The sequence below is a fragment of the Bradyrhizobium sp. CB1717 genome (assembly GCF_029714325.1).
Taxonomy (GTDB): Bacteria; Pseudomonadota; Alphaproteobacteria; order Rhizobiales; family Xanthobacteraceae; genus Bradyrhizobium.
The window spans coordinates 5,685,632-5,701,234 of record NZ_CP121666.1; the positions used below are offsets into that span (position 1 = coordinate 5,685,632).

A 15,603-nucleotide genomic window follows, 5' to 3' on the forward strand; every position below is an offset into this window, starting at 1 on the left:
GAGCTGTGAAATCGGCCTGGGTCATGTTCCACCTCGTTCAAATAACACTCCGACGGAACTCAACGAGGCGTTGGCGTCAGAGCTGTCCTCGACCGGACGGCCCGAAGATGGGAGCGGTGACGCGGTGATGATTTGAAACCACATCCAGGTGGTTATGAGCGGGAAGATAATCATGTGCAGACCTCGTGCATCGCATTGTCAGAGAATAGTGAGGGTCAGCTGACGCATTTCGTCGCGGACAGGTGTTTGAAAGCTTCAATCACGGACTCGAGCGCAATTAACACCCACGCGCCGTCGACGCGGCCAGCAGCGGCTTGCCGCAGCATCGCGGACTTATAAAAAGAGGCGGCGTAGGCGCGACAAGCCTTCTCGTTGTCGGCCGCATTAGCGGGTTTGCTGCTTACAGTCGCCGAGACCGCGCGAGCGACGTTAACATCCTTGTTTAACGTGGAATCCGCCGCAAGTCCGGGAATTGTAGATGCATTGATCAGAGCAGAAGCGATGAGAACAGTGATTCTCCTCATGAGCGGACTCCAGAACGCGAGTTGTTGCGAGGAGACTTACATTTCTGCCGGTCGTCTTCTATTGCACGTGGGTTGTTCGGTGTACGGCTGTAGTTGCGCCACATAAACCTTGGCTTATAAAAAGCGAGTGACGATTTCGGATGCCGGAAGAGGGGGCGCCGCTCTCACCTTCCTGGCGAGCTGACGGGAGTATTCGCTACAGTGAACGGCTGCTCTGCTATTGTCGCGACAACGGTAATGCCTCACCCGAATTTCTCGGTGCTTCGGCCAGTTGCGCTCAATTCTCGTGAGCCGATATAACGACAGAGGCGACGAAACAGTAGCCGCGTCCGGGGATGTTGACGATGAAGCGATTCCTATCTTGGCCGTCACGCAACGCGCGACGCAGTGCTGACATATGAACCGTGAGATTGGCGGGCTCAACGAACACATTGGGCCAAACGCGAGCCATCAACTCCTGCTTGCTGACCAACTCTCCGTGGCGGTCAAGCAAAGCAGTCAGGATTTCCAGAGCGCGACTTCCGAGAGTCACGGGCTTGTCGCCTTCCAGCAAAAGGAACTGCGTTCGAAGCAGACGAAACGGTCCGAACGACACTTCTGTTGGCGTTGCGCCGGCTGGTTCGGTTCGTCTCTCGAAGAGTTGCCTGGCCGCATCCGGACGCTGAACGACGCGTCCGACGTCAAGCTTCGGTTCGAGATGAAATTGCTCCATGCGTCCGAAAGCTGCAGTCGATCGCATAATGACCTCGCTTGCTTTTGCAGGGTTAATCCCCGCAAAGATGCTAGTGACCCGTAATCTGACGATTTGGAGTGCTGCGAGCTATTCCACGCGGGTGGCGCGCAATGACAGATTTGGTTGCACTGCCTAAACCTAGATTTACAAGCCGGGACGCGGCTTCAATCGGGCGGACAGATTGTAAGTGCTATGGCGGGATCACCGCGAGCCAGCAGTTGCAAGAGAATATCGGCGGCGTAGCGCCCGCCGCCTTTTCTCCTGGTTTGCTTGCAAATTGCTCGACTGCTCAACTCATTTGGCCGTGCGAATAGCACATCGAGCAAGAACGCACATTTTAAGAGCGTTGCCGCATGTCAGGCACCAGCTTGAGCTTGTCAGCCATCCGGCCGAGTTCTGGAAGCGAACCGGCCTGCATCTTCTGCATCGCCCTGCTGCGATGCACCTTCACCGTGGCTTCGGCGATGCCGATATCGTGGGCAATCTGTTTGCTCAGGCGGCCGCGCGCCACCTGAATTACGATCTCGCGCTCCCGGGGGCTTAGGGAGGCGAAACGCTGCCTAAGGGAGACCATGTCCTTGTCATTCTCCCGCCGCGCACGATCGCGGGCGAAGCCAAGCTGAATGGCATCGAGAAGATCCTGGTCGCGGTACGGCTTGGTCAGGAACTCGATCGCACCCCGTTTCATTGCCTGCACAGACATCGGTATGTCGCCGTGGCCTGTGACGAAGATGATCGGAATCTCCCTGTTTGCCGCAGCCAGCTCGCGCTGGAAATCGAGGCCGCTTTGGCCGGGCAATCTGATATCGAGCACCAGGCAGGTGGGGCAATCCGGTGGATCGGACTTGAGGAAGTCGGAAATGGAGGCAAATAGCTGAACGTCAATGCCGAGCGATCGCAGCAGGCGCCCGACCGACGCACGGAGATCCGGATCGTCGTCGATGACCAACACGGTGGAGGTTGCGTCAGACATCGCTGCCACTCGGAAGAGATCACGAAAATCAGCCTGCATCTTGGTTTGCAGGTCCGGCGGACCGCGCATTTCTAATCCCAATCGTGGAACCTGAACAGCCCCTTTTTTCTGAAGGATACGCGCCGGCTACTCCAAACCTTACGCGCGCTGACACAGTTCGCTCCCCTCCGACGGTCGGGTCGACTTTCGGTCAAAGTTCGATCTCTAGTCGGCCCGATAGCTGCTGAGGGAAGCTGCCCATCAGCTCATGTTTGCCACGCGTATTCAGCGCTCGGCGGATCGAGCCAACGCCTTAGCTGCATCGTCGAGCGTAGCCCTCTCGGCTCGCCGCTCGTAGTCGTCGGCAAGAGCCCTAAGCTGAGCCGCAATGGCTTGGTCCGTCATGGTTTTGGCAGTGTGAAGCAAAGTCTGCGCGGCCTTCAAATATTCCTTGCCTCGTTGTGAGATCTGAAGCGTCATGACGCCCTCGCGCGGTTTTCGGGCGACTGGTCGAAAGCGAATTGGAACCAGCCCATCCAATTGTGGTCACCTTGGCGGCGCGCCTTGAAGCGATCGACGCACTTCCTGGAGCAAAGCGGCGTTCGCCACGAATAATGCCGGACGAGACCAAACTTGCCCTCACAGACTGCGCATCGCACGGCCTTGTCGGACCCGTGACTTTCTAGGCGGTAAGTCATTGTTTGCTCCTTTTGGCTTGTGCGCATTTCGGATGCACTAAAACTAAGAGGATTGTCACCAACGGCTCAATTGAGCGCGGGTTGAGCTCGGACATCCAAAGGGGGCGGGACGATGATACGAAGGCTTAGGGCGCTCGGGCGAGTCCTAGAGTTCGCCCGCTGCGATCCCTCGACTGCTTTCGTCCGGCCGAAGCCTCGATCGCAAGTCATGCCGGATAGGCTTCGCAATCATCGTCCAGATAAACCAAAGTTTACGGGGCACAGGCGGCCCACTGGTGGCATTCTCTCAGATATCAAGCAATGTGAGTGTCACTATAATTGGATAATTATCTGCCCGCAGACGCGTCCAGCGAACGGCCATGGGCGGTATGATGAAAAAGGTACTAGTTTCGGTCGTCGAAGATGATCGGTTCCTTCGTGAGTCCATGTACAGGCTCATGAGATCGCTGGGTTATACGGTCGAAATTTTCGCGTCTGCAGCGGATTTTCTCGCCTCCCCGCGGCTTGCCGAAACAGCTTGCCTGATCGCCGACATCCATATGCCTGCTATGACCGGGCTCGAACTCTACCGGCATCTTATCGACACGGGCAACGCGATACCGACAATCCTCGTGACGGCCTTTCCCAATGATGCTGATCGGGCTTGCGCCCTGAACGATGGGGTCTTGTGTTACCTGCGTAAGCCGGTGGATGAGGACCATCTCACACGATGCGTTTGCGCGGCTCTCAGGTCGGCAGGCTCGCCTGAGAAGGGGTCGTGAGCTCCCGTTCCGCCCCCGGCAGTGTGAACTGGAACACGGCGCCGCGGGGTTCGTTCGCCTCCGCCCATAGCTTGCCGCCATGAGCGCGGATGATAGACCGGCAGATCGACAGCCCCATGCCCGTTCCATTGGGCTTCGTGGTGTAGAAGGCGTCAAAGACCCGGTCGAGATGTTCCGGATCAATGCCCGGCCCAGAATCGCGCACGGCCACGACGGCGCCTGCTTGGCCTTCCTCTGTGCTGATCAACAACTCTCTCGCCCCCTCCTCCATCGAACCCATTGCTTCAGCCGCATTCAGAATCAGGTTCAGCAAGACCTGTTGCAGTTGAACGCGATCCCCCAGAACCGAAACTAGTCCCTCTGCAAGCCGGGTCTGGACCGAAACGCCATTCCTGAGGGTCACACTTCGAGCCAATACGATCACTTCGTTGATTGCCACGTTGAGGTCAAAGCACTCTTTTCGCGGCGGCGCTTTCTTGATTTGCTCTCGGATGCGATCGATGATTTCTCCTGCCCGATCAGCATCTCCGACGACACAGGAAAGCGCTTCCCTGACCTCGCCCAGGTCCGGCGGCTGCATCTTCAGAAAATTCTGGGCCGCCCGCGCGTTGTTGCGTGCGCTGGCGATCGGTTGCGCGATTTCGTGCGACAGCGAGGCTGCTAACTCTCCCATCGTGCTCACGCGGTTCATGTGGGCGAGATTCGCCTCGCTTTCCCGCAATGATTCCTCAGCTTGTTTGCGCTTTGTCACATCTACAGCGGTACCGACAAACTGGATGAGCTCGCCGTCTTCGTTGAGAACCGGATGACCTGAGGCACTGATGTGCCTAACTGTTCCGTCTGGCAGCACAACCCTGTACTCGGCATAGGTGTCAATTTTTTTGCGAAGCGACTCCTCAAATCTCTCCTTTACCCACTCGCGATCCTCGGGGTGGATCTGCAGTCGAAAGTTTTCTCGAGAAGGTAGGCTCGACCGTGGATCCAGGCCGTAAATGTGGAACATTTCCTCGGAACAATACAGCACCTGTTCCGTGCGGGGATCCCAAGCCCAACTGCCTGTATGCGTCAGCTTCTGCGCTTCGGCCAAATAATCCTTACTTCGCATCAGAGCTTCCTCGGCGCGCTTGCGTTCAATGAACTGACCGATCTGGCTGCCAATGGTGGCCACCATGTCGAGCAGCTCTTGATCGGGTTGCTTGATCTCGCGGCTGAAAAACTCGATCACGCCCAAGACTTCGCTCCCGAGCAGGATAGGAAAGCCGATGGCCGCGTGTAGTCCTTCGCGTTCGGCGATGGGTCCGCGCGGCAAATTTTTATCAGGAACGACATCCGGTATGTATACGGGCTTAAGGCTGGACCACACCCGGCCCGGTAGTCCCACCCCCGGATTGAAGGTGAACTGCCAATCGGCTCTTTCAAATTCGGGGATTTCTATCGACGCTTTATGCCAAAGCTCGACACAGCGCAGCGCCTCGGCCTCCCGGTCCACACGCCAGAGCGCGCCTACGTCCCATCCCAGACACTCGCCCATGGCCCGCAGTATTCTCGGAGTGACCTCCTCGATCGTGGCCGCTTCCGCCAAGACCTGCGCGACGGTGTGTTGCACGCGGAGGCGGTCCTCCGCGCGCTTGCGCTCTGTCAAATCGAGCACGAATGCTAGGCCCTCGTCGCCTCCTTCTCTGAACAGAGCGGCGCCAATAAGCACGGGAACGCGGCTGCCATCCTTCCGAAAATACTCTTTCTCGAAGGGCTGCACCATCCCGGTTGAGCTCAGTTCCGTCAGGGTCAACATGTCCCGCTCGCGCCATTCCGGCGGGGACAGCTCGGTCCAGCGCACGCGGCCCGAAACCAAGTCCTCACGGTCATATCCTACGATACGTAGAAACGCGTCATTGGCTTCAAGAATTCGACCCTCGCGGTCGGCAATGATGATCCCAATGATGTTCGCGTCGACCAAACGCCGAATCTTCCCTTCGCGGTCTGCGACGTCGCGATAAAGCCGCGAATTTTCGAGTGAGATCGCCGCCTGCGACGCAAGCACCGTCAACAGGGCGACGCGATCGGGCGTAAAGGCCATGGGCGTCAGATTGTTCTCCAGGTAGAGGATGCCTGTAAGCCTTCCCTGGTTGATTAACGGAAAACAGAGAATAGAACGGAGATGATTCTCGACGATGTAGGGATCGTCAGAATATGGATTGCGAGATGACGCGTCGTCGAGAATAACGCTTTCCCGGGTGCGCAGGACATAGTGGAGCACCGACTCCGGCAGCACTGTCGCAGCCACCTCCTCGTCGCGCAGATGCACGGTCACCGAATCGCCGTCCGTCGTGGCTTCGGCGGCGATCCGTTGCTCAGCTCCGCGTGAAAGAATCAACAAGCCTCGTTCGGCGCCAGCCTGTTCGAGCGCCGTGCGCATAAGCATTTCGAGCAGCTTCTCCAGCACGATCTCGGCCGAGATGGCCTGCGACACCTTGATCACCGTTGCGAGGTCGAGTTGCTCGACACACGCTGCGATCGTGCTTGTCGAAGCAGGTGCGGGCTCTTCCATCCTGAGGCGCGGATACATCGCATCTAGTTGGCGCACCTTGCCGTCCGCGCCCCAGCGCAGATAGCAGTCGCGGGCGTTTCTCAGATATAGGTGCGCGATTTGATCGAAGCCGCACGCGGTGTAAAAGCGTGCCGCCAGCTCTTTGGCGAGCGCCTCGTTGTGGACAAAGCCGTTTGCCTGTGCCGAACGGATGGCTTGCTCGTAAAGGTTCATGGCATCGAACGCGCGACCATCAATCCTGGCAATCTCCGCACTAACCAACGCTGCGCGGTCTTCGAAGTTTTCAGGACAGGCCGCGGCCCAGTTGGCGAGCTGACGGTGATGAGGGGCCAAGGCCTCCAGAGTCGACGTCCGCTGGCCGGCGGGCATCGAATCGCAAAACGCCGCGTACGATAAGGCGCCGTAGAAGTGATAGTCGGCCGCCTCCATGATCGTGAGGGACATGCTCAGAAGCGGCTGCGCCATCGATGCAGCATCAACCGCCGTCGCATAGTCACCGGCCAAAAAGCGGGCCTGCAACTTGCAGATCCAATACAAGCATTGGCCGGCCGTCACGTCCGAAGTGTTCGCGAAATCGCGTTCGATTCGCTGCTCATCAAACTGCCCGTCATCCAAGGAGCCGAATCTTGCCGTTGCGCCGCGTAGCATTCGTACGATAGCGAGTGCCACACCGATGATTTCGAGGTTTGTGCCAAGCTGTACGTGGCCTAAGTGTACCCTCTCAGCTTCACGTTCGATGTCGGCAAGCGCATCGCCGACTGCAAGAAGATTCAGGACCCTCAGCCCGGAGCAGATCCCCGCATACACGAGGTCGCCGGTTTTCTGCGCCGCATCAAATGCGCGGCCAATGAGTTCGCAGCATGTTCTGATATGCCTTGTCCAAGGCATGACCATATTTCCGCAATTCAGGTACACACCCGCCTGGAAACGCCATAGTCCACGCTGCTCTACGAGCTCACAAGCGAGTTGCCCGACGCGGTACGCGCCCTCGTACTCGCCGAACCGCAGCCCGGCGATCATTCCAAGCCGGCCATAGGCGACAGCAGACGCGTCGCTGTTGCCACGATCCAAGGTAAGACGCAGCATTTGGCAGACGACGAGCGTGTAGAGGTTGAGGTCGGTGTATTGTGCCGACGAAGAGAGCCGGTTCAGGACATCTAGCTCGGCGAGCGCTGCCGGGTCGGTCATCAAGGGAAGGGCCATCAGCTCCTCGGTCGCGCGCCGGCCGAGCTCCGACCAGACATGCTGATACGCCTGGCGCGCCTCCTCATCCGTCGGATGCGGCGACCAGCTGATGCCGAGGTACCTTAGGGACTCGAGACCGACGGCAACCGAGCGGCTGGGCTGATTGAGCGTGAGGTAAAGGTCGATTCTGAGGCGCGCCACATCCGCTCGATCAGCCATATCCGTGACGCGAGCAGATAATGCAGCCAAGTGGCTTTCTGCGTCCGACAGCGCGCCAGTCAAGAGCTCGCATTCGGCGCGATGGAGGTCGAGTGCGAAGATGAGCGCCCACCGGCGCTCCCAGCATCCCTCTGCCAATAGGCCTCGACCGGTGATAAAGTAACTGAGCGCCGAAACGTATGCAGCCGACGCTTTGGCGCGCCGGCCTGCTGCCAAGTTCAATTCCGCGGCCTGCTCGCGTTCATCGACCGATGTGATCAAACCAAGACCTCGGTTGAACTGATTAACGATTTCAAAGGTCGCCTCGTCTCGCTTCTCCGGAGATGTCCGTGCCGCGAGCAGTCTCCCTATTCGAAGGTGCGCCTCGCCGCGCAGTTGCTCCGGGATCAGCCCATAGGCGGCCTCCTGAACGCGATCGTGGACGAACCGGTAAGCGCCTGCCACACGCTCGACCAACTCCTGATGGCGGGCCGGCCACAGACTCGTATCGAGTTGCTCCTCCGAAATCCCGAGTACCATCGAAAGGACTGTGCTCTCGGCAATGTTTCCAAGACAAGCCAGCTGCTGCAATGCATTCTGCGCCTCGGTCGGCAGGCGGGTTAGCTTGCCGAGCATAAGATCAGCGACATTATCGGTGTAGCCCTTGGCTTCAATGCGGTCGATATCCCAGGACCAGCGCGCGCCATCATGATCGAATTTGAGTAGTCCTTCCTCGACGAGCGAAGACAGGAACTGAACGGCGAAAAACGGATTTCCGCCGGTCTTCAGTTGTACCAGCTTCGCAAGCGGCTTTGCGCGCTCTAACTCGCAGCGAAGTGCGTCCGCAACCAACTGCCCAAGGTGCTCTTGGGCGAGCGGCGACAGCTTGATCTCTGCGACCTTTCCGCCAGCGGTCTTGATGGCGTCGAGTTTTCTCGTTAGCGGATGGGCCGCAGCGACTTCGTTGTCGCGATAGGCACCGATAAGCATGAGGTGCTCCGAATCTGGCCGCAACAGGTCCTCCAGCAGATCAAGCGTCGCCGCGTCGACCCACTGCAGGTCGTCGAGGAAGAGCGCCAGTGGCCGGTTCGAGCGGGCAAGTGCGCCAATGAAGCGCCGAAATACGAGTCGAAAACGGCTTTGTGCCTGTTGTGGCGGCAACTCAGGAACCGGTGGCTGGTCTCCGATGACTAGCTTGAGTTCGGGTATGAGGTCGATCATGAGTCGCCCGTTCGATCCAAGCGCCTCTAAAAGCACGTGCCGCCAGCTTGCCAACTCGGTGTCGCCCTTGCTGAGGAGAGACCGGACGAGACTTTGAAAAGCCTGCACCAGTGTCGCGTAAGGAATATCGCTCTTGTACTGGTCGAATTTGCCAGACGCGAACAGGCTGCGCTGCGGCACGAGCGCCATGTGTAGTGCATCGACGACTGAGGACTTGCCGATGCCGGAATATCCTGAGACCAGCACCAACTCCGGCACACCGGTGTTGATGATGCGATCGAAGCACGAAAGCAACGTCGCTATCTCACGATCTCGTCCGTACAGCTTTTCGGGGATCAGCAGCTCGTTCGGCGTGTCCTGCAGGCCCAGCGGGAAGTCATCGATGCGGCGGCGCGCTTCCCATTCCGCCAGGCAGCGTCGCAGATCGCGCTCGATACCGCCGGCGGTCTGGTAACGATCCTCGGGTGTCTTGGCGAGCAGTTTCATGATGATCGCCGAGACGGGCGCCGGGACACTCTCCAACCGCTCCCTTGGCGGAATCGGCTTTCTGGCAATATGGCAGTGCACCCACTCCATGGGATCGGCCGCCGTTAGGGGCAGGACGCCCGTGAGCATCTGGTACAGCGTGACGCCTAGGGCGTACAGATCGCTGCGGGCGTCGATCGAGCGGTTCATCCGCCCGGTTTGTTCGGGTGCCATGTAGGCGAGCGTACCGGCGATGGTTTCGGGCGGCTCAGGCGCCTGCCGCTCGCGGGACAGGCGCGATGCGATGCCAAATCCGGTGAGCCGTACGTGTCCATCGGCGCAGTGCACCACAATGTTAGCTGGCTTGATGTCCTTGTGGATGAGGCCGCGCTGGTGGAGCTTGCCTATAGCTGTTGCAGCACCGATCGCGAGGGCCAAGAAGCCTCCCAAATCCATCGGTGAGCCGAGCAGCCTAGCGAGCGGCTCGCCGCCCGGATCCTCGAGCACCAGCAGCATGGTGCGGCCGCTGCCGCGCTCCACCTTGAGCGGTCGCACAGCCCAGGCTGCGTCCAGCTCATCCTTCAAGCTCAATTCGTGAGCGAGGCGTTCGAGTCTTGAGCGGGACGGTTGGTCGATGGCACGGGCATCAAGCAGCACGGCGAGCCGGTTGCCATTGTCGTCCAGTCGCCAGCCACGGCTCAACACGTGCTCGCCGTCCTCCCACAACACCTGAGAGCTACCGTCCGAGTACGCGACGTTCAGCGACTGCTGCACCATCTGTCAGACTCCGACGTCGGGCTTCGGCTTGAAGTCGGCTGATCAAGCTCTTCGTGCGCCACACGCGCGGCCTCCCGTCCCTTAGTTTTGCCGGATGCGCGGACGGAGATCTTCCTTCTCTTAGCAGCAATTTGGAGCGATTTGCCGGGCTTTACTCGCTGCGGCGGCGCACACGGGTCAATAAGTGCCCTGCCCGCTGGTTCCAAGGGAACTCGGAGCGCAACTGCGACCCGGAAGGAAAGAGAACAATCCATGGAGCTTCATCAAGTTCGCTACTTCCTCGCCGTCGCGTCCACACTCAATTTCACCCGCGCAGCCGAGCAGTGCAATGTCACGCAGCCCGCCCTGACCAAGGGGGTTCAGAAGCTCGAGCAGGAGCTAGGCGGCCAGTTGATCTACCGCGAGCGCCAGTTGACGCAGCTCACGGACCTTGGGAAGGAAGTCCTTCCGATGCTGGAGCGCACATTGGCCTCGGAAGAGGCGGTGCGTCGCAGAGCCCAGGAGTTCCAACGCAAGGAGGTCGCGCCACTGAAGATCGGCCTCGCCCCCTCCATCTCGGCGTCGCTCGTCCTCGATCCGATCGCGGAGATCGCAAAGTTAGTCCCTGGGCTTCACGTCGAGCTGCGTGAGGGCGCAGCGGAGAAGCTCGTCGACCTCTTGCTTGAGGGGGACATCAACGCCGCAATGGTCGGGGACGTGCAGGACATGCCTGCCCGCATCGATGACTGGTTACTGTTCGAGGAGCGCTACGTCGTGGTTCTTGCGCCGACACACCGGCTCGCAAACCGTCCCTCGATCGGCATCGACGACCTCCGCGAGACCGTCTTGCTGGAACGCGCCGGATGCGACGTCGCCCCGAAGATCCAACGGTCGTATTTCCCCGAGGAGCCGCTCCGGCTCGGCTATTGCAGCGGTCACGACTTGCACCTGCAGCACATGGCCGCGGCCGGCTTCGGCGTGATACTCGCGCCCGAGCACATGCCGCACCTTCCGACGCTCAAGAGCATTCCGCTCGAAGGCGCCCCGGTTTCGCGGGAGGTGCGGCTGCTGGCTGTGCAGGGGCGCCGCTACTCGCCCGCGCTGGACGCTTTCGTCAAGGTCGCGCGGCTTCGCGACTGGTCGGTCGATGTCCCCTAGAAGGGCATGCTGCATGCAACCCTTTCGGAGGTGGCGAGCGCGCCCGCATGACCACGACGCGCGCGCTGGCGGCCAACCGCTTTCAGCCAATCGATCCGCAGCCTGACGCCCTACCGATTCCGGGCGCCAACGGCCGTCTCCACTCCTCCGAGCAGCTGCGCCGCAACGGTCCCCTCGTCCTGAAGTTTCTTCCGAGGCAGCTGCTCTGGCAGCCTCGGAATGAAAGGTGCTGCAGGCCCTGGGGCGGCTGAGGGCGAGCTCCGGATGGCATCCAACTCGACCGGTCGGGACGCTTGCGTCACAGTGGCGCGGCCCGGCGTATCGTAGCGCTATGCAATCCATTCCCGATCGTTATTTCGCGGAGGCCGCGGCGTGCAATAGCGTCGGAGTCATCGCGACAACGTAGCAGGACAGGAACAGGAAATGACAACGGCGACTTGGAACGGCGCGACGATAGCGGAATCGGAGAAGACTGTCGTCGTCGAGGGAACTCATTACTTCCCGCCCGGGAGCATCCGCAAGGAATTCCTACAGCAGAGTTCGAGGACGAGCCGCTGTCCGTGGAAGGGTATGGCGAGGTACTACTCGTTGGTGGTGGACGGAAAGACCAACGAGGACGCCGCGTGGTACTACCCGGAGCCGTCGACGGCGGCCGCGAACATCAAGGACTACGTGGCTTTCTGGAACGGGGTTGACGTCAGGTAGTGCGCGACGACGACCGCCGGGCTCGGCGCGCGGCAGCAGCCGAGCGAGAACGAGCTTGCCGGCGCCTGGTACCAGGGGCGCCATTGCAGAGACCGCCGCGAAACTCCACGGCAGAACGACGCGATCAGATCGCGGCAGGGCACTGGCCGCGTCGACCCCGCAATCGAGCGGAACGGGTCCTCGTAGCGTGGAAGAGAAGGCGGAAGACCAGGACAGCATGAAGCAGGCCGAGCACGACCTGCTCGCCGACCTACGGCGAGCACGCCGCTCGCTTCGGCTTCAGGACCTGGATGAGCCCGCGGCGGTTGCGCGCCTGACACTGGGACAGAGGATAGCGGACGCGGTCGCCACCGTCATGGGATCGTGGAGCTTCATCATCGTCCAGAGCACGATCCTGTTCGTCTGGATAACCGCCAACCTGGTCGGCGCCATGAGGGACTGGGACCCCTACCCGTTCATTCTTCTCAATCTCGCGCTTTCGTTCCAGGCGGCCTACGCCGCGCCGGTCATCATGATGAGTCAGAACCGGCAGCAGGACATTGATCGCAAGGCTGCGGAGAACGACTATCGGATCAATGTGAAGGCAGAGCTCGAGATAGAGTTGCTGCACGAGAAGATCGACCAACTGCGTGAGCGCGAAGTCCTGAAGCTAACGGAGGCCGTCAGGACGCTAACCGAGCTGCTGGAGCGGTCGGCGTCGGGTGCACGCGAGCCCGATGCGGAAGGCGGACGGCCGTCATAACGCGCGGCTATCGACTTCATGGCGTGACGTCATTTCCCATTCGCCGCCCGGAATACCATGTTTCACGGTACGTTGTGAGCGGCGACCCTTCGCCGCCACTGCGAAGTCGAATAAGGGTCCAACAATCAGGAGTCTACAAATGTCAGTCCAGCAGCCGGTTCTCACGCCGCCACACGGCGGCGAGACAGTGACCTCGAGCGGAGGCTCGAGCATCGAGATGAAAGTGGAGAGCAGCCAGTCCGGAGGCGAATATGGCGCTGTCATGTGGACGGTGCGGGCCGGAGAGGAGCCGCCGCTGCACACCCACTCGCGCGAGGACGAGCTGCTCTACGTGGTGCAGGGCAAGCTCATCGCGCGGGTCGGCGATGCCCGTGTCGAGGTGGGACCGGGCGCCTACGCAGCTCTTCCCCGCGGTGTGCCGCATACGATCGAGGTGGTCGGCGACCAGGCGACCCTGCTGCTCAGCTTCGTGCCGGGTGGGCTGGAGCGCTTCTTAGTCCCCCGGAAAGGCGTGCAGCCCGATCCGGCCGCTTTCGGCCTGACGTTCCCCTAGGGCGGCGACCGCGGCGCGCGGCGTTCGTGACCGTGCGCGCGCGGTCCGGGCGCCGGCCGCTCGCGACCGCCAGATGATTGATGCCACGCGCCGGCACGGAGGAAATCCACCATGGTCACTCGCGGTTTCACAGGCCGCCAATCCGGATCCGAACCATCGGACCGGATTCCCCCGGGGCAGCACCTCGTCGACAATTTCCCGGTGCTAACGGCCGGCCCCACGCCGCAGATCGAGTCCGCGGACTGGACTTTCACGCTAAAGGTCGGCCCTCGTCCGGTCAAAGCGTGGAGCTGGTCGGAGTTCAACGCGCTCCCTCGAACCAGGATGACGCGAGACATCCACTGTGTGACCTCGTGGTCGAAGCTCAACACCGCCTGGGAGGGCGTGGCCGTCGACGACATCCTCGCCGACGCTGGCCTTACCGCACCCACTCCGTTTGCGCTTGCACATTGCTACGACGGATACTCCACCAACGTGCCACTCGCGGACCTCACGACGGGGAAGGCTATGGTCGCGCTCAGGTACGAAGGCCAGCCGCTGCCGCGCGACCACGGGGGACCGGCGCGCCTGCTCGTGCCACATCTCTACTTCTGGAAGTCGGCGAAGTGGGTGAACGGGCTTCAGTTCACGGAACGTGACGAGGCTGGCTTCTGGGAGTTGCGAGGGTACCACATGTACGGCGATCCGTGGCATGAGCAGCGATACACGAATGACTGAAGCGATTGCCGCAGCCGCGCAATGGCAGAGCTGCGCGATTGTCGAGATTGCGACGAGGACGTCGGCTATCAAAAGCTTCTTTCTCCGCCTCTCCGAAACGTTCGACCATACGGCCGGTCAGCACGTTGACGTGCGGCTGACCGCGCCCAACGGCTACACTGCCATGCGCAGCTACTCGATCGCCTCGGCCCCGAGCGATTCCAGGGTGATCGAGCTGGCGATCGAGCGCCTCCCGGACGGCGAGGTCTCCCCGTTCTTCCACGACGTCGCCCAAGTAGGCGACATGATCGAGCTTCGCGGGCCGCTCGGCGGACACTTTCTCTGGCCGGGGCCTTCCAACAAGCCAGTGCTCTTGATCGGCGCCGGCTCCGGCGTCGTGCCGCTCATGGCCATGATCCGGTATCGGAAGGCCAGCGGCGAGCCGGTGCCTGTCGCGCTGTCGCTCTCCTCCAGGACCTGGGGTGACGTGCTGTTCAGGGACGAGCTCCTCGAGCTCGAGAGCTCGCTTCCCGATTTCGCGCTCGCCTTGGCGCTGACACGCGAGCCTGCGACGCGCCGCACCGACTTCAGCAGGCGGATCGACACCAGGATGGTCGCTGACGTCGCGGCACGGCTGCCTATGTCTCCCGGCTGCGCCTTCGTGTGCGGGTCGAATGCCTTCGTCGACATCGCGGCGGACGCCGCCCTCGCCTTGGGACTGGAAGCGAGGGCGATCAAGACCGAACGCTACGGCACTTGAGAGACGACTCCTCTCGCTTTGCGAGAGGATAGTTTCGCAAAGGCCAGATTATCCGCGTGGCCTGTGGCGATTAGGGTCGCGCCGAATGCAAGAAGACGCAACAGTGAACGAAACGGGAGCCGCGTGGATGCTGGCCAAAACGATCGATGATGACAGCTTGGAGGTCTTCTGCCGTAAAGAGCGCGCCTAGCCTGGGCAATTCGACATCGAAATCGACTGCGTCGCACACTCTAAGAGCGGGATACCAACATGTTCTCAGTGATTTTTGAAGTCCTCCCGAATAAAGAGAACTGGAATGATTACCTCGACAACGCCAAGATGCTGCGCCCCGATCTGGAGCAGGTCGATGGCTTCGTCGACAACGTCCGCTACAAGAGCCTAACCCGCGAGGGCTGGATCCTTTCGGTTTCGAACTGGCGGGACGAAAAGTCGCTCGTCCGCTGGCGCACCCACGTGCGCCATCACGAGGTTCAGCAGAAGGCCCGCGACGAAATCCTCGCTGACTACCACCTGCGAGTCGGCCAGATCACTGCTGACAATCAAGTGCCGCCGGGGTACGCCCTCACGGAGCAGAGGCTCGACGAGACCGAAGTCGGGGACGGAACGACGGTCACGCTGATCAACGCGACACGCCCCGCGGAGTGGAAGCAGACTAACAACCCGTACGACTGCGCCGAGTGGCTCGGCCTGAACCCGTGGGCCGCCGACTGCACGTCCTGGGACATCTTCGACGCCATACTCACGCCCGGCGAGCTGATTCTCCTTATATCCTGGAAGGACGCCGCTGCAGCGCAGGCCTACGAGGACGCTTCCGAGCCGAATGAAAAGGCAAGGGTCCGTAGAGTGCGGATCGTGCGCGACTACGGGAAATACGACCGTCGCGAGGCGCCTCAGTACTACGCAGACGCCAAAGGCGGCGAGACCCTCCACACCTGACACCGCTCCGGA

At 60.8% G+C, this 15,603-nt stretch carries 13 protein-coding genes; 8 read left to right on the forward strand and 5 right to left on the reverse strand.

The genetic code is table 11. The annotated features are described in order from the left end of the window. Window positions 1-215: 215 nt before the first annotated feature. The 4 genes from QA649_RS27165 to QA649_RS27180 all read right to left on the reverse strand — a co-directional run bounded on the left by QA649_RS27165 (window position 216) and on the right by QA649_RS27180 (window position 2,689). On the reverse strand, window positions 216-524 hold the full coding sequence (locus QA649_RS27165) for a hypothetical protein (protein WP_283019878.1): 309 nt from the start codon (window positions 522-524) through the stop codon (window positions 216-218). 277 nt (window positions 525-801) lie between these two features. Then, complete coding sequence (locus QA649_RS27170; RefSeq protein ID WP_283019879.1) at window positions 802-1,263, reverse strand: transcriptional regulator; 462 nt, start codon at window positions 1,261-1,263, stop codon at window positions 802-804. Between the two features lie 331 nt (window positions 1,264-1,594). Further along, window positions 1,595-2,230 (reverse strand): response regulator, encoded by a 636-nt coding sequence (locus QA649_RS27175; RefSeq protein WP_259235281.1) that lies wholly within the window; start codon window positions 2,228-2,230, stop codon window positions 1,595-1,597. A 264-nt stretch (window positions 2,231-2,494) separates the two neighbouring features. Beyond that, complete coding sequence (locus QA649_RS27180) at window positions 2,495-2,689, reverse strand: hypothetical protein (protein WP_212459340.1); 195 nt, start codon at window positions 2,687-2,689, stop codon at window positions 2,495-2,497. Window positions 2,690-3,278: 589 nt separating this feature from the next. Here QA649_RS27180 and QA649_RS27185 point away from each other — a divergent pair. After that, window positions 3,279-3,668 (forward strand): response regulator, encoded by a 390-nt coding sequence (locus QA649_RS27185; RefSeq protein ID WP_283026107.1) that lies wholly within the window; start codon window positions 3,279-3,281, stop codon window positions 3,666-3,668. On the opposite strand, the gene QA649_RS27190 is transcribed toward QA649_RS27185, so the two are convergent. Further along, window positions 3,634-10,062: an AAA family ATPase gene (locus QA649_RS27190; RefSeq protein WP_283019880.1), complete on the reverse strand. Its 6,429-nt coding sequence runs from the start codon at window positions 10,060-10,062 to the stop codon at window positions 3,634-3,636. The two genes, QA649_RS27185 and QA649_RS27190, sit on opposite strands and share 35 nt — an antisense overlap. 252 nt (window positions 10,063-10,314) lie before the next feature. Here QA649_RS27190 and QA649_RS27195 point away from each other — a divergent pair, with 252 nt between their 5' ends. The 7 genes from QA649_RS27195 (at window position 10,315) to QA649_RS27225 (ending at window position 15,591) form a co-directional block, all read left to right on the forward strand. Next, window positions 10,315-11,199: a LysR family transcriptional regulator gene (locus QA649_RS27195; RefSeq protein WP_283019881.1), complete on the forward strand. Its 885-nt coding sequence runs from the start codon at window positions 10,315-10,317 to the stop codon at window positions 11,197-11,199. A gap of 423 nt (window positions 11,200-11,622) precedes the next feature. Next, the gene (locus QA649_RS27200; protein ID WP_283019882.1) at window positions 11,623-11,904 is read left to right on the forward strand and encodes a DUF427 domain-containing protein; all 282 of its coding nucleotides are present in this window, start codon (window positions 11,623-11,625) and stop codon (window positions 11,902-11,904) included. A gap of 187 nt (window positions 11,905-12,091) precedes the next feature. Next, window positions 12,092-12,646, forward strand: coding sequence for a DUF1003 domain-containing protein (locus QA649_RS27205; RefSeq protein ID WP_283019883.1), 555 nt, complete (start codon window positions 12,092-12,094; stop codon window positions 12,644-12,646). Window positions 12,647-12,785: 139 nt separating this feature from the next. Next, a complete protein-coding gene (locus tag QA649_RS27210; protein WP_283019884.1) occupies window positions 12,786-13,199 on the forward strand; it encodes a cupin domain-containing protein in 414 nt (137 codons plus the stop codon). A gap of 111 nt (window positions 13,200-13,310) precedes the next feature. Next, window positions 13,311-13,916 (forward strand): sulfite oxidase-like oxidoreductase, encoded by a 606-nt coding sequence (locus tag QA649_RS27215; protein WP_283019885.1) that lies wholly within the window; start codon window positions 13,311-13,313, stop codon window positions 13,914-13,916. Further along, window positions 13,909-14,655: a ferredoxin reductase gene (locus QA649_RS27220; RefSeq protein ID WP_283019886.1), complete on the forward strand. Its 747-nt coding sequence runs from the start codon at window positions 13,909-13,911 to the stop codon at window positions 14,653-14,655. Before QA649_RS27215 ends, QA649_RS27220 begins: the two co-directional genes overlap by 8 nt. A gap of 249 nt (window positions 14,656-14,904) precedes the next feature. Beyond that, the gene (locus tag QA649_RS27225; protein ID WP_283019887.1) at window positions 14,905-15,591 is read left to right on the forward strand and encodes an antibiotic biosynthesis monooxygenase; all 687 of its coding nucleotides are present in this window, start codon (window positions 14,905-14,907) and stop codon (window positions 15,589-15,591) included. Window positions 15,592-15,603: the final 12 nt, after the last annotated feature.